Genomic DNA, 25,084 nt, shown 5'->3' with positions numbered 1-25,084 from the left:
GCCGCGTCGTCGCCAACCTTCAGCGGAGGGCCAAATCGCTAGGCTTCCTGTTGCAGGCCATTCCGGGGGACGCCAATCCGGCTGTTTCTTAGGAAGGCCGCAGCCTACTTCGCGAAGGAAGCGACATGAAGTTCGCCTTCGTCGCGAAGCACCGGACGATCTGGCCGGTGGCATGGCTATGCGATGCGCTGGGAGTGTCGCGGTCGGGCTTCCATGCCTGGCTGAACCGCTCTTCCAGCGCCAGATCCCGCAGCGACGAGGAACTCGGCGGCAGGGTGAAGGCCAGCTTCATGGCGAGCGACCGCACCTATGGTGCGCGCCGGGTGTGGCGTGATCTGCTCGCCGATGGGGCGGACTGTGGCCTGCACCGGATTGAGCGGCTGATGCGCCTGCAAGGCTTGCGGGCACGGCCGCGACGTCGGCGCGTGCCGAAGGACAGCGGCGATCGACAGCTCGAGACGGTGCCGGCCAACCTTCTGGACCGGCAGTTCGCTGCCGAGCGTCCGAACCAGAAATGGATCGCCGACTTCACCTATCTCTGGACGGCCGAAGGCTGGCTCTATGTGGCAGCGGTGATCGACCTGTTCTCACGCCGCGTGGTGGGCTGGTCGATGAGTGCCGCCATGACGGCGCAGCTCGTGACCGACGCATTGTTGATGGCCGTCTGGCGGCGCGGCAAGCCGGATGCGCTGTTGCATCACTCCGACCAGGGTAGCCAGTACACCAGCGAACAGTTCCAGCGCCTGATGGCCGACCACGGCATCGTTTGCAGCATGAGCCGCTCCGGCAACGTTTGGGACAACGCGGCGATGGAGAGCTTCTTCTCCTCGCTCAAGACCGAGCGTACGGCCAACAAGATCTATCGAACCAGAGATGAGGCACGCGCCGATGTGTTCGACTACATCGAACGATTTTACAACACGACCCGCAGGCATTCGACCATCGGCTATCTCAGCCCGGTTGAGTTCGAGCGCAAGGTGGGATTAGCTAATCCTGGTGTCCATCAAACCGGCAGCAGCTCAGATGTTACGGTCAGACTGTAGATCTTCTGACAATTCGCGACAATCTGCGCTCGTTCCAACACTCCCCGATGGGCAGTAAGAAACGCGAATGTCTCAAATCCTCGAGGTCTCGCCGCTCGCTTCTGTCACGATGATCGGGGCTCCCGGAGCGCCCTGCTCGATATCGAACTCGAGCCTAAGACGTTGAAGAGACCTGTTCCGACCGATCCACGCCCTCCGGCGCAACCGGCATGCTGAACTGAAAGACGGCCCCGCGAGGATCATTGGCGCCCGCCCACATCCGGCCTCCGTGCGCCTCAATAATAGAATGGCAAATAGCGAGCCCCATGCCCATCCCTTCGGACTTGGTGGTGTAAAACGCCTCGAACAGGCGGTCAGCGCTGTTCGGATCGAGTCCTGGACCCGTATCCCGAAAAGTGACCACTACGTTATTCGAGTCATCTCTCCGCGCACTGATCAGTAACTCGCGGTCACCTTCGTTGATCTCGCTCATGGCCTCGATGGCGTTCGTGATCAAATTGAGAATCACCTGCCGGAGCTGGACGCGATCCGCGCGGACGAGCGGCAACGCCTCAGCCCGTCGCGTTTGCACCCATACATCATTTTTCGCAAGTTCCGCGCGAACTAGCGCCAGCACCTCTAAGATCAATTCGTCAATTGCGAGAAGCTCCGTTTGCATAGGAGCCTTATTCAAAAGAGCGCGGATCCGACGGATCACGTTCCCTGCACGCATACTGTCACGGACAATCAAACCGAAGGTCTGTCGAACTTCTTCCAGATTTGGCGGCTGAGCACCGAGCCAATTTAGCCCCGCCCCCGCATTACTGCTGATCGCGGCAATCGGCTGGTTGACCTCATGGGCGATTGAGGCGGCCAGCTGTCCCATTGTCGTGATCCGATTGGCGTGTGCCAGCCCCATCAGAGTCTCGCGATACCGTCGTTCGCTTTCACGGGCTTCCGCTTCCGCTCTCTTTCGCTCTGTCAGGTCGAGGACGAAGCCAACACCTTGGTCGTCGCGCGCATCGAAGACGGCGAGGCCAATTAGCACCGGCACGCGGCTGCCATCCTTGCGGACATACTCTTTCTCGAACTGCTGAACAGCTCCGGTCCGTTTTGCTTCTGTTCCAGCATCCAGTGTGCGCTCGTGCCATTCTGGCGGTGTCAGGTCGAGACCGTTCACTCGCCCCGCGACGAGATCCTCTCGGTCGTATCCAACCATCGTGAGGAAGGTTTGATTTGCCTCGATGATCTCGCCTCCTTCGCGGATGATAAATATTCCGATGATGTTAGCGTCGAGTAAGCGCCGGATTTTCGACTCCCGTTGCTGAACTTCGCTGTACAACCGGCTGTTTTCCAGCGCTGTTGCGGCTTGCGAGGCAAGCATTTTCAGCACCGAGTTGCGGGCAGCCGAGAATATGCGCGCGGCGAGATTATTCTCCAGATAAAGTACGCCGATCAGCTTGCCCTGCGTGATCAGTGGCAGGCAAAGAATAGAACGCGCTTTGCGCTCACGGATATACGGATCTTCCGCAAATGAAGCCTCGGCGGCAGCATCTTCGAGAATGACGTTTTCGCGGACACGTAGGACGAAATGCAGCACGGACTCGGGAAGTGCCATCGGAGTTACGGGTTCTTCATTCACCTTTACAAGCAGCGCATCCGCTACCGTTGCGGCTTCCGCCTCGATCCGCGGCTCGCCTCCATGCAGCAGAATTAACAAACCTCGTTCGGCGCCGGCCTGCTCAATGGCAGTCCGCATAAGCGTGTCGATTAGTTTTTGAAGAACCATCTCGCCGGAAATCGCCTGCGACACTTTTGTCACCGTCGCGAGATCAAGATGCTCAACCGGAGCTCCGATCCTCATTCCATTCGCGGCAGGAGTGGTCTCCTCATGGTTGAGATGGGGATTCAACTCGTCGAGCTGACGCACTTTGCCATCTGCTCCCCAACGAAGGTAGCCGCGCCGCGCGTCCTGCAGGTAAACCCGGGAGATTCTGTCAAAACCGCGCGCAGCATAAAAGCGCGCTGCAAGTTCGCAAGCGATTGCCTCGTGGTGGGCGAAACCGTCACGTGCTGCGGTCTGGATTGAGTGTTCATACAGTCGCATTGCGTCTGTATCGCGGTATTCCCGCCTTGCAATTTCAGCGCCGACCAAGGCAGCCCGATTCTCAAAATTTTCGGGGCAATTCGCCGCCCATATCTGCAGCTGTCTGTAATGGGCATCAATGATATCCCGATGTTGCTGTTGTTCGCTTTCGCCTGGCTTGTCGCAATAACATGAGTGAGACAGCGCACCATAGAAGTGAAACTCCGCGATCAACGGCTCTGTCGGCATGGTCCATAATTTGGGCTTCGCCTTGGAGCGAGCATCAACAGCCGCAGCATAATCGCCGGCTATAAATCGCGCCTGAAGTTTACGGATCCAGTAGACGGTTTCGCTAGGTGACAGCTCCGGACTCCGTGCCAACGATCGCTCGACGTCTAGCTCGTCAAATTGTTGGTCATCGAAGCAACCGAATGAGCGCGTGAGGCCGCGCATGCTTCTAATGATTGCCAGCTGAGCGGCTACGGTATCAGCAGCAAACTGAACCTTTCTATTCCGTATCGTAGCGAGGCTTTTCTCTATCTCGTTCTGTACCTCTTTCAGGGGATCTCCGGCCATGATCATATTTGAGGTTAAATGAAGCAAGCTGTACGCCTCATAGATGACATCGCCGCTGCTGACCGCAGCTGCGAGCGCTCGCCGGATCAAAACCCGGCCACCTCTTAGGGGCTTCGTCCACGGGATGACGTTGCACCCGAAGGCCAAATAGACGGGAGCCCGAAAACGGGAGAACTCACCGCGATCAACCAGGTCGCAAGCAAGACGACCAAATTTGTCAGCTGCTTGGTAGTCACCGAAGCGCCCGGCCAAGATTCGGCCTAGCCATGCGTAATGGGCGCAAGAAGCATCAGTGTTGCCGTATTCGAGGCTGATGGTGACAGCTCTGCAGATGACCAAAGCGGATAAATTGGCGTCCGTGAAACCTGCGGGCGGAAGAATCCGGGTCAAGACGGCAAGCGTGGCAAGCGTGGTCTGATCTGTCATTGCAGGCAAACTAGCAAGATCCTCGATTGCGTCGGGCAGTTGTGACCACATCCGCTGATATTCGGCTAATGTTTCCTGGTCCGTCGGATGCTGCGACCACTCGATCCCGACGTCGTGAAGATATTCGAGCCCTGTGAGCACTGCCCGCCCGTGCTGACCGAGCGTCAAGTAAAGATCGACCCGCAAACATGCGACCGTTGCTCGCTGGGGCGCGTTCAAGGCGCGCTTCGACAGTACGGACAGGAGGCTCTCTGCAATGTCCAGCTGGCCTACCAAGAATTCGCATTCGGCCCGGCCTGTCTCCAGTGCGAACGCGAGTTCGTGGCGCCTTTGCCAAGAGTGCTCCGCGAGCAGCGCAGCACCGACGGTGAGATATGTGAGTGCCGAGGCGTAGGCCGCCGACGCCCTGGCACGCTGCCCTGCGACTAAATTCAGCTCTGCGAGCTGCTCACGCTCCTGACCGGAGGCAATTAGCGCGACAGCTCGATTGAGTTGGCTGACGATGTCGAAGATAGCCTCTTCGCGTTTGTGCGCAGGGACGTGTGCCGCCAGCATCCTACCGATCCGCAGATGGGCAGAAGCGCGCGAGGATTCTGGCACCAGCAAGTAGGCCGCCTCTTGAACGCGATCGTGGAGGAAGCGGTAGGCTGTTCCGTGGCGCGCGATCAGTTCCTGCCGGATCGCCGGCCACAGGGTCGCGTGCACCTGCTCCTGCGAAATTTCGAGCACGATCGCAAGCTCCGCCGTCCCGGCGATGTTGCCGAAACAGGCCAGCTGTTGCAGCGCGTCCTGCGTTTCCTCGGGCAGGCGGATGAGCTTGCCGAGCATCAGATCCACGACGTTCTCGGTGTACGCTTTTGCGTGAATACGCTCGAGATCCCATCGCCAGCGCGCCGACTCGTGATCGAACGTCAATAGCTGCTCTTCGGCCAGTTCAGAAAGGAATTGAATGGCGAAGAACGGATTACCCATCGTCTTCTGATGCACCAACTTTGCAAGCGGGGCAGCGCGTTTTGGTCCGCAGCGAAGGGTATCCGCGACTAACTGCGCGACATCGTCTGCAGTGAGCGGCGAGAGCGTGATCTCCTCGAAATTTACGTCGGCTCCCCTGATGGAGTCGAGCTTGCGTTTGAGTGGATGGCCTGCATCAAGTTCGTTGCCGCGGTAAGCTCCAATGAGCAGCAGGTGCAGATCCGACTGGGTCAGGAGATCCTCGATCAAGTCGAGCGTTGCGGCATCATGCCACTGCAAATCGTCGAGGAAGAGCACCAAAGGATGGGTTCGCCGGGCGAACACGCCAATAAAGCGACGAAGCACCAGCTGGAAACGAATTTGCGCTTGCCGGGCTGGAAGCTCAGCAACCGCGGGCTGCTCGCCAATGATCAGGCTCAGATCGGGAATCAATTCGGCCATCAGTCGTCCATTCGCGCCGAGCGCCTCCCGGAGCGCTTGCCGCCAGGTGGCGAGTTCGCCCTCACTTTTGCTGAGAAGAGGACGGACAAGACTCTGAAACGTCTGCACTAGCGTCACATAGGGAACGTCGCGCTTCAGTTGGTCGAATTTGCCTGACACCAACTGCCCGCGCGAGGGCACCAGTGCTTTGTGTAGCTCGTGGACGAGCGAAGACTTACCGACGCCGGAGTAACCGGCGACGAGCACCAACCTCGGCGTGCCGCTCTTCACCGCGCGATCGAAAGAGGCAAGCAAAGCCTCGATCTGAAGGGCTCTGCCATAGAGCTTCTCGGGGATGAGCAACCGATCAGGTGTGTCGTCTGTGCCGAGCTCAAACGGGTCGATGCGACCGTGGGTGACCCATGCTGCGAGACAGTGTTGCAGATCGTGCTCAAGGCCAGCGGCAGTCTGGTAGCGTTCCTCGGCGGTTTTCGCGAGGAGTTTCATCACAATCTGAGATATCGGCTGGGGGAGGTTTTGTGATTTCTCGACGGGCGGTATTGCTGTTCTTGCAATATGACAATGGATCCACTCCAAGGGATCTGAGCCCGTGAACGGCAGCGCGCCGATCAGCATCTGGTAGAATGTCACGCCAAGTGAATAGAGATCACTGCGACAATCGACCGAGCGATTCATTCGTCCGGTCTGTTCGGGCGCCATGTAGGGCAGCGAGCCGGCGATGAACTCGGCAGGCTCAGGCGGCACGCGCTCGCGGGAAAGACGGGAAGCCAGACCAAAACCAGTGAGTCGTACCTGTTCGTCAGGACAATTGACCAGAATGTGAGCGGGTTTCAGGTCCTTGTGGACTAAGCTGTGCCGGTGAAGCTTGCCCACGGCCCTGGCAATACCAACAGCGAGGCGCAGGAAGCGCTTGGGTTCCATACGGACCCCGAGTAAATTTAGCAGTGGCTCGCCGCATGGATCCTCCAGGACCAACATAGTCCGACCAGCTTCCCGGATCAGTTCCAACGGCCGCACCGCCCATGCCTCGTCTAGCTCCTCCCTCAGCTCATACTCATGGGCGAGGCGGTCGAGCGTCGTTGGGTCTTCCGTGATGGGCCGCACGACAAGCACGACAGCCCTGCTGCCGTGGATTTGCCGGCGCCACGCACGGCAGAACGCGCGATCACCGTCCTCCCACAGGGGCTGGATGTCACTGTCGACATTTGACCCGAACAGAGTTCGGCTGAGGGGGTCCCGCGGCATTTGCCCGCCCGGTCAATAAGGACTGAGCCGAAACCTGACACATATGGGGCGAGCTTGTGAAGGGACTTCGCAAAACGGCGCGAGTACCGATTAAGGCCGCCAAAGAGTGGACCGCGGCACGCCGAGATGCGACTTACACACCCAATGCGTGGCCCGATCGTGTCGATCCAGCCCAGTCGTGCGCGCCGGCCGGGCCTGCACAGCATCGGCGGCGGGCGCTGCCGACTAGCGCAGTATGTGGGCGAAGGATTGTGTTCGATAGAGCGGCTCGTGGCCCGTTACCCGACCACGGCCCACTGCGCGACGTGCAGCAGCGCCCAGATCGCTGTTACCGCTCAAGCAGACAATGACATGTGAAACCTGATCGGTTTGCCCATGATCGGCACAACGCGCGAGGCCATTGGACGCCGGCTTCTGAGCGCTGCATCGGCCTGAGCGTCCGGGCCGCGATGCGCAACGCCATCCCATGAGCCAATTGCGAGATCTCCTGGCGAGAACTGAAGCCCCGAGCGCCACAACCCGGCGCGCGCTATCAGGACCTTAGCGTGCGCCCGGTCCGTCCCGGCGTTATCTGTGAAATGTCGATCCTGCTGTCCCCATGAAACAAGCAGCGCGGCGACACTGAGGTCGCCGTACCGAGCTAAGGAAGCACAGAGCCTGTGTATCCGACACGATATTGAAGGAGCTCGCCGTGCACAACATTGGACTTGAGGAAGGCTGCCCCTTCGACAACGCCTCTCAGACGCTAGTCACGAGCCTGATTCACGATCGCAGCAGAGACTTCGCTCCAACGAGACGCATCCAATGATGCGGCGGCGCGTTTGGACATTGACCAATAAACGACAACGCCTGATCGAGCGACTTGGGCCAAAGAACTGAAGCAGCTTCTTGGTTGCATGAGCCCCTCGAAATCGGATGTACTAGGGCTGGGAGCGCTCGGTCCATTGCAGCAAGTCGCACAGCTGGACCTTTCCGCCGCTTCGATGGCTACCCCGCGGACATAAGCGGCCGATATTGCTTTTTCGAGCTGAAACCGCACTGGCGCGGTATCAGCTCAGCCTATTCCCCTCGAGGCCGGCACGAAGCTGTCGATCTCCGGGCAGTCCCTAGATCTGAGGTCGATGCCGGCCGAGGAATACCGGACGGCAGGGCACTTACGCTGACCGGCGGAATGTCGCTTCCCTGGTTGACTATTGTGCGAACCGCTCTGAATGCGATCAGACGATCAGTGAGCTCGGCGATCGCCTTGCTGATATCTGGCATGTCGAACGACCCTTTCTCACAGAAGCTGGTCCCGAGAATTCACCCACGCTTAACAGCACTGTCGCCAAAGAAGTTTGCTCCACAATCGCCCATGAAGGCGTGCTTCTAAGGCCCGAGGAGAAGCAATATGCTTGTCGAATCACTGAACATAAACGCCGCAAGGGCGCTCAGGCTAGAAATCCGGCCGACAAGCGGGGTGCCGTTTTCGAGATCGACGTTCACTCCTGGCTCCATGTTGGAGGCGCCATGCAGTGATCGACTCTGAACCACAGCATCAAGGGCAAATCTGCGAGCCACTGTGAGCGAAACCGCGCTCATAACTATTCTCTTCATTGTTGCTCCCATTGATGGAGCAACTGACCCGCGACAAAGGCACCCCTGATGCTCACCGGGCGCCGCATAGGCTCTCGCTGATCGGAATGCCGCTCGCTGCGGTTCGCTGCTTGAACCGCTGTTCAAGAAAGGCGTAAGCTACCCCAAAACCGGTGAAGAGAACTGCAATTAAAATGAAGAACAGCGGAACGCCTTCTTTGCCAATAGATGTACACCGGCATCGTACAACCTGACGCTACGAACGATTCAAGCCCTTCCTGGCCGGTGCGAAGTAGCAGGCAGTCACTACCTACGCTGCCTTGCTGAGCGAGCCTCAGTTTTGCCGCGCTGGTTGCTCCATTCGAGGCAGCGTCACCACGGATGTCCTGGCGATGTGGGGCGAGCTCGACGCGCTTTCTGCTCAACGGAGGGCATCGGGCCGCCCGTAATGACCCTGCCTGAGCCGTAGGCCCTGAGCAAATCGATGAGCTACTGGCAGATCTGACAACAGCTTCAGGTTGACGCTCGGGGCGCGTTTTGTCGTTCCTATGTAGGTCAAAGAGTGGATCTTCAAGGTGCCCGGCACGGACCTGTGATGTCCGCCAATTCTGGTAGGAGAATGATTCTTTCGCTGGATCATCGGTTGTTTGGCTGAAGCAGGAGAGCAAATACTACTGCCTTTTGGCGAACTGGTCCGCAGCTGGACACCGAATGGAGTGTGTCCCGCCTCTCCATTCAGATTACGCCGCCTCATCTTGGGGTGCGAGCCTCGTGAAGGAAGCAACGGCACGAACGCACGTGAGCGCCCCTGCAGCAGCTCGAGTTCGAGCATCTTTACGGCAAACATGACGGAAAGGACTTGAATCTCACCTAGCGTCAGGTTGTACGAAGTCGGTGCAAGGTGCTTTCCTCAACCTCGCGAAGAGCAACTCACAGGCGCTCTGAGAAAAAGAAAAGTTCATGTGCTGATGCCGCTGCTACTCGTTCTGATGTCTATTTTCCTTAGTATGGGTGCGATAGTCTACGCCGCTTGCCGATCTCAACGCCGGCGGGATCGGCGCATGCACAGGCACCATAGCGCCAATTCGCTCAGCTCGCGCCCCCGCGTTCAACTACCAAGGCGCCGGGCATTCTGATCCTTCAGCCGCATAATGGGTCGTCCGCTGCAGCTTCATTCGCGAGGCCCAGGCGACACGCGCCGCCATGCTAAAGCGAGCGCCTCAAGTTCTGGAGTCGGTGCTTCTCGATCGCTGCTGATCGTTTGATCGATGCCGCGGGGCCGATCCGACGCGACGGCGGACAGACGCGAAAGGCAGTTCTCGACCAGTCGGGCGGTTTTTGCTAGACTTTCCTGTAATGTATGACGCTGGCGCGAATGGCTGACCCGTCACATACCTGGAAAATCTCAAACTTTGCACTGCGCGAAAGTCCTCGAAATGTCAATCAAAGGTTGTAGTGAGGCGACGATTCTACTGTAAATCGTACAAGTGAGGCTCTGATCGTGACCAAGCGCTCTGAACCGCGGAAGGAAGCCGCAAATGTCGTAGGGCCGGAGGTCAGGCCGAGCGTCTTCCTCGTCGACGATGACCTCTCAATGCGCGAATCGCTGGTCAACCTATTTCGTTCGATCGGTCTGGATGTCGTTGCTTACGGATCGGCCCGGGAAATGCTCCAGAGCGAGCTCCCTGATGTTCCTAGCTGCCTTGTGCTTGACATCAGGCTGCCGGGATTGAGCGGCCTTGAGCTCCAGAGTGAGTTAGCCAAACTGAAGATTCACATTCCTATTATTTTCATCACCGCTCATGGCGATATTCCGATGACTGTCAAAGCCATGAAGAGTGGAGCAATCGATTTTCTCAGCAAGCCGTTTCGCGATCAGGAACTACTCGATGGCGTAGTCGCAGCTATCGAACAGGATCGGAAGAGACGAGGTGTAGACAAGGTGGTCAGGAGGCTGCAGTCCTTGTTTGAGGCCCTAAGTCCACGAGAGCAGGATGTATTGAAACTAGTCGCCGCCGGCCTATTGAACAAACAGGTAGCTGCGGAACTCGGGCTCGCCGAGATTACAGTCAAAATCTATCGCGGTCACGTGATGAAGAAGATGGGAGCTCGATCGCTGGCCGATTTGATCAGGATGACTGAGAGGCTGGGAATTGGGACCGACCGTTTCAGGGTACAAACCTAGGTATGATTTTACAATTTCGTCGTGCAAGCGCATCCTTCTGCTGGCCGTCATGCTTTCGCCAGCGCCTCCGCCCAACTAAGAACGGGTCGTCTTGTCTAGGTATTCAACTGTTTCCGTTGTCGACGACGATCCTTCGATTCGTGCCGCACTGAACAACCTTTTGAAATCGCAGGGTCACAACGTTCGTACGTTTGCATCGGCTGAGGAATTCTTGCGGTCATCTCAATTGAACGATACGTCCTGTGTCATTGCAGACGTGCAGATGCCCATGATGAGCGGCTTTGAACTTTTGGAACAGATGCGGGCCCAGGGCCACGCTGCGCCATTCATCCTGATGACTGCCTTCGCAGATGATCGCACGCGAGCCCGCGCGTTGAGCGCCGGCGTAACCGGCTTTTTTGCCAAACCCTTTGCCAGCCTGGAGTTGATCGCCTGCGTCGATGAAGCGCTTAGCGAGCATCGTGGTGGAACGAACGCGTGAAAGATGGGGAAGCAGTCTGGACCAAGCCGCACCCGCGCGGCGCTTACGATGTCGATCAATGCGCGATTGCCCGTGCTACCGCGTGCCAGTGGCGATCCTCGCCTTTCGATCTTGCCGCATTCCTGTCGTTGTTGTTGCACTTTCGGCATCTGGTTGAAACACTTGCAACGTCGGGCTCCTGACAAGACGCCTCTGGTATGATCGCGCAATCAGACGAGGAGAGGCCCTCCTCGCTTTAACGAAGGAGCGCCCTACGTTCAGTGCTACGACTGAGCTTAGCGCGAAAGTGCCACGGCACCGACTTGCCGGCAGTACCTCGTTAGAACAAAGAACTCACCTAAAACTTGTGCGACCGCTCCAGATAGGTCGGGCACCGGAGTTTGTGGGAGGAAAGGCGCGGCGATCGCGGCCAAAATCACGCAGTCGGTCGAAACGATCGGTGCGGAATTCACAAAAGCCACAAAGATCGCATTTTGGCGATGTTGGCTTTCGCAGGATCGAGTGGTGTACGCCAAACTCGCCAACTTGCATTCGCTCCCAGCAACCCTTCGGCGGGCCGAAGCACCGGAAACCTACGCATCCGCTGCGGGGCAACACAAATGCCACTGGTCGAAGCGATTTCAAGCCCACGCCTTTGCTGCCGAACGCATCCACGCCTCTCCGCGCCGGTCCCGGCCAAACGCAAGGCCCAAAGCGGGGCTCTGGACGCGCGATAAGCCCGCGCGCCGGGCCAGATCTGCGGCGGCCGTGTCCCTTCTACTCGCCGGGACCGTGAGCGTGAGCCTCCAACACACGCTTCCGGCTGGCGGGCTCCGCCGTCGCCGGGAGCGCATCGGCCCCTCTGGTCGCGATGAAATTTTTCGGCCCACATACTTCCCCGTTTCCAAGCTAACCGCGCAGTACGCGCAAATTCTTCAATCGCGCGCGGCTAAGCAAATCTGCCCGCGAAGGACGACTTAGCCGGGGCCCTCGCCGGATGGGGACGAAACTACTAAACATAGTAGCTTTGTTCCGCCTGGTTCTCGGGTAAGCCGTTGGAGCTGATTTTCAGACGCCCTACGCATAGCCCAAAGGACGCCGAGAGGCGCCGGAACCGTGCGCTCGTGGTCTGCCAATCCTGTACGATGTTGGCCGCGCGCTTGTTCGTCGGGCAGATTTTCTTGTCTAGGAGACGACCACATGGTTGGAGGACACGAGCCGCACAGAATGAAGACGGTCGAAATGCTAGAGTCCAACGTGCGCTTGTACTCACGTTCCTTTCCTGCTGTCTTCAGCAGGGCGCGCGGCTCGATTATGTTCGCAGAGGGTGGCCGAAAGGTCATTGACTTTCTGTCCGGCGCTGGAGCGCTAAATTATGGCCACAACAATCAGGAGATCAAATCGGCAATCAGCGAGTATCTGGAGTCGGACGGGGTCGTCCACGGCTTGGACATGGCCACTCCAGCAAAGGTCGAATTCATGGAGACCTTTAGCTCTGTCATCCTTCGTGAACGGAATCTTTCCTACCGCTTTCAATTTACGGGGCCTACGGGAGCTAACGCTATTGAAGCAGCTTTAAAGCTCTCGCGTAAGATCACAGGACGTCACAACGTCATTTCTTTCACGAATGGATATCACGGCCAAAGTTTGGGAGCCAAAGCCGCGAGCGGTAACCGCTTTTACCGCAAAGGCAGCAGCATTCCTTTATCGGCACAACGTTCATGCCCTATGATGGGTATCTTGGCTCCGCTCACAGTGCGGCGGATTACGTGCGAAAGGTATTAATGGACGAGAGCAGTGGCACTGATCTTCCAGCCGCCATTCTCGTCGAAACCGTGCAAGGAGAGGGAGGCATTAACGTCGCTGGCGAGGAATGGTTGCAGTCAATTCAGGCTTTGGCAAAAGAGGTCGGAGCTATTTTCATAGTTGACGATATCCAAATGGGCTGTGGCCGTACAGGCGAGTTCTTCAGTTTAGAGTTCGCTGCGTTGTCGCCAGGCATTGTTGTAATGTCGAAATCGCTGAGTGGGTACGTTTGCCACTATCGATGCTCCTGATCAAAGAAGCGATTGACGCATGGGAACCAGGCGAGCACACGGGGACGTTTCGAGGAAACAACCTTGCACTCGTCTCTGGCAAAGCGGCTTTGAATCTGTATTGGCGCAACCAGACGTTCTCGCAACAGGTCCGACGCTTGAGCGCATTTATGCGGCGTCGACTCGATGCTATCGCGCACCAGCACGGAAACAGGTTTGCTGTTCGTGGACGGGGCATGGTATGCGGATTCGATTGCAAAACGACCGAAATCGCAGAGGCGACGTCACATGGCGTTTGAGAAGGGATTGATTATCGAGCGATGCGGACCGACCGATCAGGTTGTAAAGTTCTTGCCTGCACTTACGATCGAGCAAGAAACGTTGGGACAAGGGCCTAGACATATTCGAGGAGTCATTGACCGAAACGTTGGATTCAGCCCGAGCAAGCTAAACTTGTAGGCGCACGAGAGAACCTGTTGCTAGCGACCGCATCGCCGCACAAGTCGTGGCGTGTGTTCTCGCTTGCCGCCGAAATGGTCAGGAGTTTTGAGGCCATGATCATGAAGGTGAAGCCTGAAGGCCAAGGCTATCTGTGATCCGCCGAGTCGGCTGATGCGTGGAGAACGCCTGCTGCCCTCCTCGGTCCACAGCACGTGAGTGCGAGCAGCACCTTTGAACCTCGCAATCGCGAGCGACTTTGGTCGAGCTGGTTATCTAAAGTTTCCACTCTGAGGTCTGCCGAAGGTGAGCTCGCAGCGGAATGGAGTCGAATGGCGTGGTATGGCTTCTTGGTGGCCACGTGCCCAGCCGCACGGGCGCGGACTTTGTTAGGACCGTAGATTGTGCAGCAGCGATCCAGCCTGAGCCGTTTAGAGCATAGGTGCAGCAATAATCACTCCGGCGGCCGGCTTTGCGACGAAAGCCGTCAAGGAATGAGCGGTGGGGATGTCCCGGGTTCTGTTGAATTTCTGAAGAGGTCGGCGTTGTCACCTTGAGCCGGTAGGCTCGGGGTGCTGATTCCAAAGGAGAGCAACGCGATTACGAGAGATATCACACCGACTGGTTGGCCGGCGACCGGCGCTGTGGACGAAGCATTTGCAGAAGTGCAGGCGAGTGCCCGAGTTCAGCTATCAGAAGCCCCTATTTGGCGTGAGCGCCTCGGCGGCAAGCGAAGGTGACGGACCAAATGTCAACTATGCTGGGCCAACCGAAGAAGCCCGACGCATCTGCCGGGTCCGAGATGCGTCGGGCTGAGTGGAGGACTGAGCGCGACAGTCTTCCTCCCAGAACCGCGTCTGCAAGTAGTATGCCGTGCCCGTACTGCTACACAAATATCTCAAATTAGATATCTGCTCTGCCACAAAGTTCCGCGAGGCATTCAGAGACGCTCGGCCAGCTCCATCTTCAAGGCCTGACTATTCCCGTTCCAAAAACTCCCGCCATCACCTTTCGTTTGGATCAAAAATGAGGCAGAAGAAGCGGACAACGGGCCGCCGGCTCATCAACAACAGATATCTAGATGTTTGATACATTGCTACGCGTGACTGGAACGATCGCGCCGAGCTCGCGCACGACAGAGGCAAACGATCGAGATCTAAGCTTAGATTTCGCGAAAGGTGCGCTCATTGTTTTGGTGATCGTTGGGCACCTGATTCAGTATGTCATCTACCGAGACGACGGGTTTTGGTATTCGCCGTACTACAAATCGATCTATATGTTTCACATGCCGCTCTTTATGGCGATAAGCGGATATCTTTCTTCTCGATCACTGCTGCAAAAGTCGTTCACTCGAGCCGCCAGCGACCGTGCGAAGCAGCTCTTGCTGCCGATGCTGTTTTGGTGGACGTTCATGGAGACAGCTAAGCTGGCGGCATTGTGGCGCGCGCCCAGCCTAGCGAGCGGACTTTTGGAATTTGTAGACGATTTCGCTGGCACATACTGGTTCATCTGGGCCACGTTTGTTTCCTACCTTCTCCTCAAGATTTCTACCAGGCTAAACCACCAATCGTGGGTCATATCTGGCTTAGCCATACTGGTCGCACTCGCGCCTCTGACATTCTCCATATCACCCCTGATCAGATTCACTTACCCGTTCTTCTGCTTCGGCTTCTTGCTTGCTCAATCGAGAGAACGATGGACGCGTGCGTCGCGACATCACAAGCCGCTCCTAATTTTACTTCTCTCGATAGTGACCTGCGTATGCTTTCTAGCTTGGGGCAAGGATACCTATGTCTACAATAATCTTGGGGTAATTCACGATTTCCGGTCGGCTAAAAACGTGCTTCTGATGTTTGTTGGCTCTGCAGCTGCCTCAGCAATCGCTATCGAACTCCTGCTGCAATGCTGGAGCGTTGGCCGTTCAAATCGAATGGCCCGCTTTATCGCTGTGGAGTTGGGCCAGACCACGTTGCTGCTCTACCTGGTCCAGGGTACCGTGTTCCGTCTCATGGATTTCGTACAGTTCGGAGAACTTTGGGATCTCACGACCCGGTTGATCATCGCGGGTATGCTCGGTGCGGCGATTATTGCGATCGCGCTAATGGTGCGCTCGATTGTTCGCGGCGTTCCATATCTGTCGCAGCTCGTCCTTGGAATGCCGCCACGCTCAGGTCTTCCGCAGGCCAAACCTGCAATTAACTAGCTGTATGCATTTGATTGTTTGAGTACGGCAGGGTATGGCGATAGCATCGACTTGTGACGCCGCCGGAATAGCGTTCGAAGCCAGATCCGGCGGAGACGGCGTGCCGCCGGTCGAGCCGGTGATCGGCATAAGAGCAACCCCATCGAAGCGTGTATTGCTCAGGGTTTGTATGCCACCGGCGAACTCAGCCCATTGCGTCCGTCCAAACAAGATCGACTGTCGTGAGATTAGCTTCGCTGCACCAGTCGTCTAGCCGCCGGTTTTCGACCCAGATCTGGCGATTTCTTCGAGCGCCGTACTCAAGTACTGAACCCGAGACGTCCCAGTCGTTCGAATTTCCGTCTCGGCCCGCAGCTGCCCGAAGTAAAAGGCCCTCGGCAACGAACAAGCCGTTCTTGTTCGATGAGATGGCGAGGCGTGCTCATCTCGAGCCTGTTGTGCTCAGAGATTCAGTCGCTCGCGCAGCGAGCTCGGCCGGGATGCCTTCGAGGACAAGAGCAAAGCATCCGGCCTGGTGTAGCTGGTGCGCATCGTCAAGCAGACGTAGGGCATCGTCCGCGTTCCGACCCTGTACCTTGAAGCCACCCATCGCGTTGACGCTTTGTGGCGTGAGACTAAGATGACCCATCAAGGGAATTTCGCAATTCACCAAGGCTCGGATCATCTCGACCCGCTTACCCCCTCCCGAAGCTTGACGGCGTCTGCGCCACGCTGCAGGACGCCTCCAGCGTTGCGTATCGTGTCGTCGGAACTGAGATGAAAGCTGAGAAACGGCATGTCAGCTAGCGCCAGGCCCTGTTTGTGCGACCACGTCCAGGTGGTGATTCATCATCGCCATGCTGACCGGTAAAGTGGTCATCAAACCCAAGGCATACGTTGCCGACGCTATCGCCGACAAGAATGACGTCGACGACAGGATCGGGATGCGTGCCGTTACCCGCATCATAAGCCGTGATCATCACGATGGCGCGCCCTTCCTCCTTGCGTCGTTGCAGAACTGGAATCGTGACGCGTTCAACCGCCAGCTGCGAAGTGTGGCTCATGTCGATCTGATCCGGCCCCGCATGTCTCTGGAAATGGCCTTCCCATTGGAGAGCGAAAGGTATCTGTCATTAGGGAGCCCGAAAAGGCGCGTCACTGAGAAATCGGAAGCACAAAGTTTCCAATGATTGGGCGGTCAGCAAATAAGGTCTTTCAACATGTCCTCTGCGCGGTGTTCCTGGGACTGACCATCCGAACATTCTGAGCGTCAAAAACGGCGGCCTGGAGACGACGCACGCGAGCGGCGATAGTGGATGTGCTTATGAGGCTGCGATCTACGTGTCAAAGCCGCTGTCGGCCCTTTAAGGCGGCATGTCCATCACCTCTGGCTGCTGACAAGGAGTAAGCCTCCGAGGGGAGACGCCTTGCGGCGGGCTGGCCTGATGGTTGAGAACTGTACGTATGGACAGCCATACGATCAGTACGCTGAATCGACTTGAAGTGGTTGATACAGGCCGGCGGCGCCGCTGGTCTGAGGAAGAAGGCGCGGATTGTTTTGGAAAGCCTATCCGAGCCGCGCCTGGTTGCGGCGACAGCGCTGCGATACGGCTTATCACGTTCTCTGCTGGTGACCTGGCGAAGAGCCTTCGCAGCGAACCGAACCAAATCCGAGGCTGGGTTTGTCAGGGCAGTTATGGCCGAGGGCGGGCCCGTGGCGTCGGTGGCGGCCTCATCGGAGAGCGCGACCGCACATTCGACGAAGCGTCGGATTGAGATCGAGCTGGCTGGCGGACGGCGCGTCATTGTTGATGCGGGCGTCGACGTTGAGGCGCTTCGCCGGATTATCGAGGCTCTGGATCCGCAATGATTCCGGTCCCTACGGGAGTTCGGGTGTGGCTGGCGACGGGCCACACCGACATGCGCAAAGGCTTCGCCTCATTGTCGTTGCAGGTGCAAGAGGTGCTGCGCCGCGATCCGCTGAGTGGTCATTTGTTCTGCTTCCGTGGACGTGGGGGTGATTTGTTGAAAGTGATCTGGCATGACGGCCAGGGAGCATGCCTGTTTACGAAGAAACTCGAGAGAGGTCGTTTTGTCTGGCCGTCGCTGGCGGACGGCGTGGTGTCGATCTCGCGGGCGCAGATGAGCTATCTGTTGTCTGGCATCGACTGGCGCAATCCCCAAGAGTCCTGGCGTCCGACCAGCGTAGGGTGAGACTTTGTTATTTTAGTTTGGCAGCGAATGTGATTCCATCTGGCCATGGACTCCAGCGCCGATCTGCCGCCCGATCTTGCCGCCGCGCATGCAATGATTTTGGCCGAACGCACGGCCAGGCTTGCGGCGGAAGCCAGGCTTGCTGAAGCGGCCAATGCCCAGGCGAAGCAATCGAGCACCGAAGCGCTGATTGCCCATCTCAAGCTCGAGATCGAGAAGCTGCGGCGGACGCTCTATGGCACGCGCTCGGAACGATCGGCGCGGCTGCTCGATCAGCTAGAGCTGGAGCTTGAGGAGCTTGAGGCGGCCGCGACCGAGGATGAACTCGCCGCCGAGAAGGCAGCAGGCAAGACGCAGACGGTGCGTTCGTTTGAGCGCAGGCGGCCCGTTCGCCAGGCCTTTTCCGACGACATCGTGCGAGAACGCGTCCTCGCGTCGCAACAGACCTCGGCGTAGACGAGGACTGGCTCTGGGACGTGGCCAACGGAATGGACACAGAGGATGGCGTCATCTGGGTTTACGGCATAGGTGACGACCAGGTCATGGCGTTCACCGACTTCGGCATCGAAAACCTGACGGAGCTCATCAGGATGCACAAGGAAGACCCCGAACTCCTCAAGCGGTGGAATCGGTGAGCCCCTGTCCGCGGCCTAGCTCGGATGGATACGACAAGGATGGGCTTATGGCGCTTAAAGCCGCGGCTTCGGCGGACTGCAGGTTCCGCAAACGACCGCGACCCAGGCGAGGGAAATAGGAAAGATGCACCAACGCTCGCACGGCTGCCGCAAACTCCGGAATGCGGATGACGTGTCCAGCATCTCCACGTCCGTAGAGGCTTGATAAGACCTGCCGTCCAGGCAATCTCATAATCGAAATAACGGCGGAACTTCCGCAACAGGCCGTCACCAATGGACGCATAACTTCATGATTTTGTAACAACTTCGCGCAGGCATCCACACAGATGAACACGCAACCAATCGCGATAACGCGATCGGACTGAAACCGAACGCGCATGACACTGTGGGCCGGCCCGGCGAAGCCCGCGATCTCGCCCGGCCGGCAGAACCCACATTGCAGATGCGAGGTCACAATCGTCCATTTCGTAGGTCTATGGCAAGGCTCTCTCAAGTCGTTCGGGAAGCCGACGACAGCTCAGGATCCTTGATCTTGCGCTGCCGCGCGCGTCTTCAGGCCAGTGTATCGGCAGCGTCACAAATGCCTACATATATTTCGTCCAGGTCACCTGCTGTTACACAATATGGCGGCATCACATAAATCGTATTACCGAGTGGGCGCAGCAAGAGATTACGGTCTTTAAAGAAGGCGTGAAGCCTCGGGCCGATGCCTGCGAGATAGCCGGTATCTCTCGTCTTCAGATCGAGTGCTGTGATGGTGCCGCTACGGCGAACGTTTGCAAAGCGCGGATCGGCGCGGAATGCTTCAATTGCGTGCTCCTGCATGGTTGCAACCGCAGCGATGCGCCGGTGACATTCCTGGTCTTTCCACAGATCCAGGTTAGCCTTAGCGGCGGCACAGGCCACCGGATTTGCCGTGTACGAACTCGAGTGAAAGAATGTGCGCGTACGGTCTTTTGAATAATGGGCATCGAAAATCTCCGCCCGGCAGAGTGTCACCGCGAGCGGCAGCGCCCCTCCCGTGAGACCCTTCGAATAGCACGCTATGTCTGGCACAACATTGGCCTGCTCACAGGCGAAGATTGTTCCGGTGCGGCCCCAGCCCGTCATGACCTCATCGGCAATGAACAGGACGTCCGACGCCTCGCAGATCCGCTTCATCTCTCTTAGCACCCAAGCTGGGTACATCAGCATTCCGCCTGCCCCTAACACCAGAGGCTCGACAATAAAGGCTGCGGGATTTTCGTTCCGACATGCTGACTCAAGCGCATCAAGCGTCGCCCGCTCAAGACCGCTCGCAGGGAACGGGATTGAGGTCACGTCGAACAGGAGAGGTCCGTACGCCACGTTGAAGACACCGCGGGCACCAACTGACATCGCACCGAACGTGTCCCCGTGATAGGAGTGCTGCATGACAACGATGCGTGTTCGCTGTTCGCCTATATTGTGCCAATAGCCGAGCGCCATCTTCAAGGCGACTTCCACGCTGGCTGAGCCACTGTCCGAGTAGAACACGTGGTCCAAGCCTTGGGGTGTGAGTTTCAAAAGGAGCCGAGCGACCTCCTCAGCCGGATCATGCGTGTAGCCGGCGAAAATGATTTGGTTCAGCTTGCCGGCCTGTTCCTGAATCGCGCTCACGATCTGCGGATGGCAATGGCCGTGAGTGACGACCCACCAGGATGAGATTGCATCTATGATTCGATGACCATCCGCCGTGTAGAGATAAGCACCGTCGCCACGCACAACCTTGGTCATCTCGTTGTGAAGAGCATGCTGCGTGAATGGGTGCCAAATTGGCCACCTCTTGTTTGGCTTCATGGCTTGAAATCGCCGGGAACAAACGAGCCTTTGAAGACATCCCGTAGGCTGTCTGCCGTCAAAGGAGAAATCCAGGGCAGCCGTCCTAACCAACGCACCCGCGCGATGTCACAAATTGCGCTCTCAGTTTCAGAATTTCTTTCCCCGATGAATGCGATCCCAAGAATGTCGATCTGGCGCTTTCGCAAGGCCTCTATCGAGAGCAGCGAGTGATTGATGGTCCCGAGTAGCGTGCGCGCGCAAAGCACGACGGGAAGTCGCCACCGCTGGAAGATATCGATGTAGAGTGCGCTAGAATTCAGCGGCACCATCAGCCCGCCAGCGCCTTCGATGACGAGCGGTCGCTCCCCGGTATCCGGCAGGACGAGCGAATCGGGGTCGATGCGAATTCCATCTATTCCGGCGGCATGATGCGGGGAAGCGGGCGTTTTAAGGCGGTAACGCTCCGGAACGATCCGATCGGCCGGAAGACCGCTCAGTCGTGCGACCTGCTGGCTATCGGTCTCTCCTTCAACACCGGCCTGAATTGGTTTCCAGTAATTCGCGCCGAGAAGATGGGCAAGGCCTGCCGAAAAGACAGTTTTGCCGATCCCTGTATCTGTGCCGGTCACCACGATTCGCTGACTCATCGAGATCCGCCCCTCGTCTCCTCAGCGAGGGCATCGAGCATCGCACGCACCTCATTCTCTCCGACGTTGAGCGTCAGTGAAATTCGTAAACGGGCCGTGCCGGCCGGCACCGTTGGCGGTCTGATTCCTCGGATGTCAAATCCGCGAGCCTGTAGCGCGGACGCTAGCCTCATGGCGCGGGCATTCTCGCCAATGATATAGGGCAGGATCTGCGAGTTCGAAGGACTTCTCTCGCCTCTCGCAACCATCTCCCGATGCGTGAACGCGACAAGCCTCGCCAGCCGCTGTTGGCGCTCCGGCTCCTCCTGCAGGATCACGAGAGCCTCCCGTACGGCTACCGCCATTAACGGCGAAGGGGCGGTCGCGAAGATAAACGGGCGACAGCGATTGATTATGAAGTCGCGCAGCACGCCAGACGCGGTGACAAGCGCGCCGGCGGCTCCCAGCGCCTTGCCGCAGGTATGAATAACCAGGAGATTTTCGCGTCCTTCATAGGCCGCTGTGAGGCCTCGCCCCTGCTCGCCGTAAACGCCGGTGGCATGAGCTTCGTCCACAACCAAGAACGCATCGTGCCGGTCCGCGATCGCGAGCAGGTCTTCAAGCGGTGCGAAATCGCCATCCATGCTGTAGAGGCTCTCGACTACGATCCAGACCCGCCCCGCTCGGCCCGCGGCACGCCAGTCGCAAATTGCGCTTTCGATAACCTGGGGGTCGTTATGGGCGCTGATTCGAAACGCGGCTCGGCCAGCTCGTGCTCCTTCGTGAATGCTGGCGTGAACCAGGGAATCAAGGACGAGCAGGTCGTCCCGTTGCGGCAACGTTGTCAGCACCGCAAAATTTGCGACATAACCACCGCCGAAGAAGAGCGCGGTCTGCGCGCCGAAGAACCGCGCCGCTGCTGCTTCGAGGCGTTCGTGCTCCTCGCAGTTACCGCGCAGAAGCCGTGATCCGCCGGCTCCGATCGGAGTACCCCCTTCGAGCGCGGTGACGATGGCTTTTTTCATGCGCGGCGCGCTCGCCAACGCCAGATAATCGTTTGATGAAAAGTCAATCCCGGTGCGCGGCCTGAGACTCCGCAGGCGGTCGTCGTTTTTAAGCGCATCTAAGCCTGCCGCATAGCTGGCGACTTTACCCGCAATGATGGAATTCATTCTTCACTCGCTGAGCAAGGATGGACGCAGCAAAACTCCCAACTGGTCGCCAACGACAGGGTCTTACGGCGGCTAGCTTGTTGGATTCAAACCGGAACGATGCGATTTTGTCGATCAACCAGCACAATGCGCGGCCTGAAGATTCTTGCATCCGCCTCGTCAAGTGAGGCGTATGCAACGATACTTATTTTATCGCCGGGCATCGCCAGTCGCGCCGCCGCACCGTTCACGTCTACCGTGCCGGACCCTTGTGGCGCTTCCGTCACAAACGTTGCAAAGCGTGCCCCCGTCTCGAGGTTGTAGAGTTCGACGCGTTCGTTAATCAGGATACCGGCCGCGTCCAGCAGTGCGCGATCAACCGAGATCGAGCCTTCAAAGTGCAGGTCGGATTCAGTTACCGAGGCGCAATGAATCTTTCCCTTCATCATGATAATCTGCATTTCTTACCTACGCTGATAGCTTGCACGCAGCACGCCGTTGTTCTGATGACTTAAGCGAGTCCAGACGTAATGCCGAGCCGGGCTAACAAACTTGCATCACGGTCAAGTTGCGGGTTTTTGGTAGTCAGCAACACATCGCCGACAAAGATGGAATTCGCACCCGCCAAGAAGCATAGGGCTTGGAGTTCATCAGTCATATACTGGCGCCCGGCGGCCAACCGTACGACGCTCTTGGGCATCATGATCCGCGCGGTCGCTACCAGGCGCACCAGTGCAATCGGATCGGAACGCTCCGCCGTGACCTTCACCGGCACGCCATCCACCTCGTTCCACAGGTTGATCGGTATACTTTCCGGATGCTTGGGAAGATTGGCGAGCAGTACCAGCATACCGAGACGGTCATCGACGTGCTCACCCATGCCAATAATGCCGCCGCAGCAGACTTTGACCCCCACCTCGCGCACGCGCGTAAGAGTGTCGATCCGATCTTGCAAGGTCCGCGTAGTGATGATGCTGCGGTAGAACTCCGGCGAAGTGTCCACGTTATGATTGTAGAAGTCGAGGCCGGCGTCGGCGAGCCGCGCGGCTTGCTTTGGCGTGAGCATGCCGAGCGTTACGCACGTCTCCATGCCGACACGTTTAACGGCGGCAATCATGTCGCAGACCTTATCGAGATCGCGGTCCTTTGGACTGCGCCACGCCGCGGCCATGCAGAAGCGACTCGCCCCGGCCGCCTTGGCGCGCTGCGCGGCGGCGACCACATCAGCGCGATCCATCAAGCGAGTCGCCTTCAGGCCAGTGTCGTAATGCACGCTCTGTGCGCAGTAGGTGCAGTCTTCAGGACAGCCGCCCGTCTTGATGCTGAGCAGGCTTGCGGTTTCGACGTGGTTTGGGTCAAAATTGCCGCGATGAACGGTCTGGGCCTGAAATAGGAGCTCGGCAAATGGCTGCGCGTAAACCCCTTCCGCCTCGGCACGTTCCCAGTCGCGGCGGACCGGCGCGCTGTTGCGGCCGCTATTGCCTTCGACTTCCACAGCACCCCCAAGATTTTCGGTCGATCATACAGGCGACACCGTCGTGCGTAGCTTCGCAAAGCAACACTCTTGCCCGGTATTGACGAGAAATATCGCCGAGTTGCGCGGGCATGGCGCTCGTATCAGGCTAATCGCCGCTCCCTCATGCAGGATTTCCTCGCGAGGCCGAGACAAGCGCAACAACGCTCCTCGACGCGCCTCACTCAGGTAACTAGCCGATGCGTACGGTAGTTGCGCCCCGTAGGAGCCTCTCCTGATACAAATGTATTTGGCCGCGCGCCGTGTACAACGGATCCACGAATCTGCTCACCTGGCCGATTCCACGATGGTGTGGTTATGCGCGTCACATCCCCGTACAATAAACGGTGGCCCGGACGAGCCGACTCTGCGAGCGTTACCTCCCGCCGCCTCCAGAAGCGCAGCGGGTTGGGCTCTGGGGCGCAGAGTAGCGGCCCGGCGCGCCCTTGGCGGGTCTGTGGCCACCTAGGCTTGCTCGCCGCCCCTGGCTGTGGTGAGCAACTCCGCTGGACTCTCGATCACGTCGTCGCCGCCCGACTTGGCACGACGCGGCGAGATCTGCTAAGACGTCGCACTCATCTGCGCAAACAGAATTGCCGCTTCAGACGGCCCGAGCCCGACGATGCCCACGAAGGCTGCCGGAGGCATCGGAATGACCTGACGGGTCGGCCTCCAGAGATGCAGGCAGTAGCGACTATTGTTCACATACTGCGAATGAGGAGGATGCAGCTGCATCACACATTCCTCTTCATCCCAAAACATATCTTTGGCGAAGCACATCTCCTCCCAGTTTGGAGATCGCCGTGGCGTCGACACAGAGACATGCTCCCATCCCGGACGGATGAAGCCGACGATCTTGAGTTGGCAGCCACAAGGCCCCTGCACGAAGAAGAGACCGGAAGGACCAGACCCCGGTGCGGTGGCGAATCGGCCATCGCGGACGCGCCCCGCTTCGAGTCTTTCTACACTTTGCTTCCTCATGCGTCCTCCTTCTTCTTTTGGCCGATAGAGTTGCATCCGGCACCAGTCGTGTTGTCCGACTCGTACATCGAACGGCTGGTACCCTGGCATGGGCGGCCCCAACTGCCGCTGATCATCTGCACCGACTTACTTGGATGAAGAACATCGGTTCTGTCCGCATCGTTCACCGGGGAGTTCTCTTGGGTTTATCTTTCGACATCTGAGCTCTCTTAAACTTTCTCGTCATTCGCGCGTTCGTTGCGAACTAGGCCTCATGCAGACAATCTGCGCAGACATCTACGATGGCTTGTCTTGGCAAGCCGTGCCCGCAGGAGCTTCTGCTCGCCTCGTCGCCTGAACAAGTCCGCAACGTATGGCGTTGAGCTCGCCGTGCTTGGTGCAAGATGCCAGAATTCGACTGAAACGCTTAATGGCGGCGGAAGCCAATTCGCGTGGCATGATCCGGCGAACCGGCTACTTTGCCACCCAAACAAACGTCGCAGGCTTCAGCACATGATGCAAAGCGACGCCAATGCCTCGC

15 protein-coding genes and 4 pseudogenes are annotated in these 25,084 nt (G+C 58.0%); 11 read left to right on the top strand and 8 right to left on the bottom strand.

All coding sequences use genetic code 11. The features are described 5' to 3' along the window. Positions 1-92: 92 nt before the first annotated feature. Positions 93-1,043, top strand: a pseudogene (locus tag IVA96_RS00170) (IS3 family transposase); the annotation flags it as partial. A gap of 154 nt (positions 1,044-1,197) precedes the next feature. On the opposite strand, the gene IVA96_RS00165 reads toward IVA96_RS00170, so the two are convergent. Further along, positions 1,198-6,768: an ATP-binding sensor histidine kinase gene (locus IVA96_RS00165; RefSeq protein ID WP_247414843.1), complete on the bottom strand. Its 5,571-nt coding sequence runs from the start codon at positions 6,766-6,768 to the stop codon at positions 1,198-1,200. 3,076 nt (positions 6,769-9,844) lie between these two features. Between IVA96_RS00165 and IVA96_RS00160 the strand changes: the two genes are divergently transcribed. From IVA96_RS00160 to nolL, 6 genes are all read left to right on the top strand, one after another. Continuing rightward, positions 9,845-10,528: a response regulator transcription factor gene (locus IVA96_RS00160; protein ID WP_247333143.1), complete on the top strand. Its 684-nt coding sequence runs from the start codon at positions 9,845-9,847 to the stop codon at positions 10,526-10,528. Between the two features lie 91 nt (positions 10,529-10,619). Beyond that, on the top strand, positions 10,620-11,009 hold the full coding sequence (locus IVA96_RS00155) for a response regulator (protein WP_247333144.1): 390 nt from the start codon (positions 10,620-10,622) through the stop codon (positions 11,007-11,009). A 1,206-nt stretch (positions 11,010-12,215) separates the two neighbouring features. After that, on the top strand, positions 12,216-12,773 hold the full coding sequence (locus tag IVA96_RS35435) for an aminotransferase class III-fold pyridoxal phosphate-dependent enzyme (protein WP_253075121.1): 558 nt from the start codon (positions 12,216-12,218) through the stop codon (positions 12,771-12,773). Continuing rightward, positions 12,773-13,045: an aminotransferase class III-fold pyridoxal phosphate-dependent enzyme gene (locus IVA96_RS35430; RefSeq protein WP_253075120.1), complete on the top strand. Its 273-nt coding sequence runs from the start codon at positions 12,773-12,775 to the stop codon at positions 13,043-13,045. The genes IVA96_RS35435 and IVA96_RS35430 overlap by 1 nt, the downstream gene beginning before the upstream one ends. Then, positions 13,036-13,323: an aminotransferase class III-fold pyridoxal phosphate-dependent enzyme gene (locus IVA96_RS35425; RefSeq protein ID WP_253075119.1), complete on the top strand. Its 288-nt coding sequence runs from the start codon at positions 13,036-13,038 to the stop codon at positions 13,321-13,323. Before IVA96_RS35430 ends, IVA96_RS35425 begins: the two co-directional genes overlap by 10 nt. 1,220 nt (positions 13,324-14,543) lie before the next feature. Beyond that, entirely contained in the window at positions 14,544-15,665 is a 1,122-nt protein-coding gene (gene nolL / locus IVA96_RS00145; protein ID WP_247414841.1) for a nodulation factor fucose acetyltransferase NolL, read from the top strand. Between the two features lie 439 nt (positions 15,666-16,104). Here nolL and IVA96_RS00140 read toward each other — a convergent pair. Next, a pseudogene (locus IVA96_RS00140) lies at positions 16,105-16,708 on the bottom strand (3-methyl-2-oxobutanoate hydroxymethyltransferase); the annotation flags it as partial. Positions 16,709-17,142: 434 nt separating this feature from the next. On the opposite strand from IVA96_RS00140, the gene IVA96_RS00135 reads away from it, so the two are divergent. The 4 genes and pseudogenes from IVA96_RS00135 to IVA96_RS00120 all read left to right on the top strand — a co-directional run. Continuing rightward, positions 17,143-17,514 (top strand): transposase, encoded by a 372-nt coding sequence (locus tag IVA96_RS00135; protein ID WP_247414838.1) that lies wholly within the window; start codon positions 17,143-17,145, stop codon positions 17,512-17,514. Beyond that, the gene (gene tnpB, locus IVA96_RS00130) at positions 17,511-17,858 is read left to right on the top strand and encodes an IS66 family insertion sequence element accessory protein TnpB (protein WP_247414836.1); all 348 of its coding nucleotides are present in this window, start codon (positions 17,511-17,513) and stop codon (positions 17,856-17,858) included. Before IVA96_RS00135 ends, tnpB begins: the two co-directional genes overlap by 4 nt. A 45-nt stretch (positions 17,859-17,903) precedes the next feature. Next, a pseudogene (locus IVA96_RS00125) lies at positions 17,904-18,290 on the top strand (transposase); the annotation flags it as partial. Continuing rightward, positions 18,290-18,493: pseudogene (locus tag IVA96_RS00120) on the top strand (hypothetical protein); the annotation flags it as partial. The pseudogenes IVA96_RS00125 and IVA96_RS00120, both read left to right, overlap by 1 nt. 552 nt (positions 18,494-19,045) lie before the next feature. On the opposite strand, the gene IVA96_RS00115 reads toward IVA96_RS00120, so the two are convergent. From IVA96_RS00115 to IVA96_RS00090, 6 genes are all read right to left on the bottom strand, one after another. After that, the gene (locus tag IVA96_RS00115; protein ID WP_247414835.1) at positions 19,046-20,311 is read right to left on the bottom strand and encodes an adenosylmethionine--8-amino-7-oxononanoate transaminase; all 1,266 of its coding nucleotides are present in this window, start codon (positions 20,309-20,311) and stop codon (positions 19,046-19,048) included. Then, the gene (bioD, locus tag IVA96_RS00110; protein WP_247414833.1) at positions 20,308-20,940 is read right to left on the bottom strand and encodes a dethiobiotin synthase; all 633 of its coding nucleotides are present in this window, start codon (positions 20,938-20,940) and stop codon (positions 20,308-20,310) included. Before bioD ends, IVA96_RS00115 begins: the two co-directional genes overlap by 4 nt. Further along, positions 20,937-22,091, bottom strand: coding sequence for an 8-amino-7-oxononanoate synthase (locus tag IVA96_RS00105; RefSeq protein ID WP_247414831.1), 1,155 nt, complete (start codon positions 22,089-22,091; stop codon positions 20,937-20,939). The genes bioD and IVA96_RS00105 overlap by 4 nt, the downstream gene beginning before the upstream one ends. Before the next feature lie 86 nt (positions 22,092-22,177). After that, positions 22,178-22,531, bottom strand: coding sequence for an aspartate 1-decarboxylase (gene panD, locus IVA96_RS00100; protein WP_247333154.1), 354 nt, complete (start codon positions 22,529-22,531; stop codon positions 22,178-22,180). A gap of 50 nt (positions 22,532-22,581) precedes the next feature. Continuing rightward, positions 22,582-23,565 (bottom strand): biotin synthase BioB, encoded by a 984-nt coding sequence (bioB, locus tag IVA96_RS00095; RefSeq protein WP_247333158.1) that lies wholly within the window; start codon positions 23,563-23,565, stop codon positions 22,582-22,584. A 579-nt stretch (positions 23,566-24,144) separates the two neighbouring features. Continuing rightward, a complete protein-coding gene (locus tag IVA96_RS00090; protein ID WP_247333160.1) occupies positions 24,145-24,564 on the bottom strand; it encodes a hypothetical protein in 420 nt (139 codons plus the stop codon). Positions 24,565-25,084 lie beyond the last annotated feature (520 nt).

Origin of the sequence: Bradyrhizobium sp. 159 (genome assembly GCF_023073795.1) — a bacterium.
Classification (GTDB): domain Bacteria; phylum Pseudomonadota; class Alphaproteobacteria; order Rhizobiales; family Xanthobacteraceae; genus Bradyrhizobium.
Note: the sequence above shows the minus strand (reverse complement) of the source record. Positions and strands in the feature narration are given on the sequence as shown.

Coding starts and splice junctions, on each gene's coding strand:
- IVA96_RS00165 (WP_247414843.1), bottom strand. CDS start 6,768: ATGCCGCGGGACCCCCTCAGCCGAACTCTGTTCGGGTCAAATGTCGAC.
- IVA96_RS35435 (WP_253075121.1), top strand. CDS start 12,216: ATGAAGACGGTCGAAATGCTAGAGTCCAACGTGCGCTTGTACTCACGT.
- IVA96_RS35430 (WP_253075120.1), top strand. CDS start 12,773: ATGGACGAGAGCAGTGGCACTGATCTTCCAGCCGCCATTCTCGTCGAA.
- IVA96_RS35425 (WP_253075119.1), top strand. CDS start 13,036: ATGCTCCTGATCAAAGAAGCGATTGACGCATGGGAACCAGGCGAGCAC.
- nolL (WP_247414841.1), top strand. CDS start 14,544: ATGTTTGATACATTGCTACGCGTGACTGGAACGATCGCGCCGAGCTCG.
- tnpB (WP_247414836.1), top strand. CDS start 17,511: ATGATTCCGGTCCCTACGGGAGTTCGGGTGTGGCTGGCGACGGGCCAC.
- IVA96_RS00115 (WP_247414835.1), bottom strand. CDS start 20,311: ATGAAGCCAAACAAGAGGTGGCCAATTTGGCACCCATTCACGCAGCAT.
- bioD (WP_247414833.1), bottom strand. CDS start 20,940: ATGAGTCAGCGAATCGTGGTGACCGGCACAGATACAGGGATCGGCAAA.
- IVA96_RS00105 (WP_247414831.1), bottom strand. CDS start 22,091: ATGAATTCCATCATTGCGGGTAAAGTCGCCAGCTATGCGGCAGGCTTA.
- panD (WP_247333154.1), bottom strand. CDS start 22,531: ATGCAGATTATCATGATGAAGGGAAAGATTCATTGCGCCTCGGTAACT.
- IVA96_RS00090 (WP_247333160.1), bottom strand. CDS start 24,564: ATGAGGAAGCAAAGTGTAGAAAGACTCGAAGCGGGGCGCGTCCGCGAT.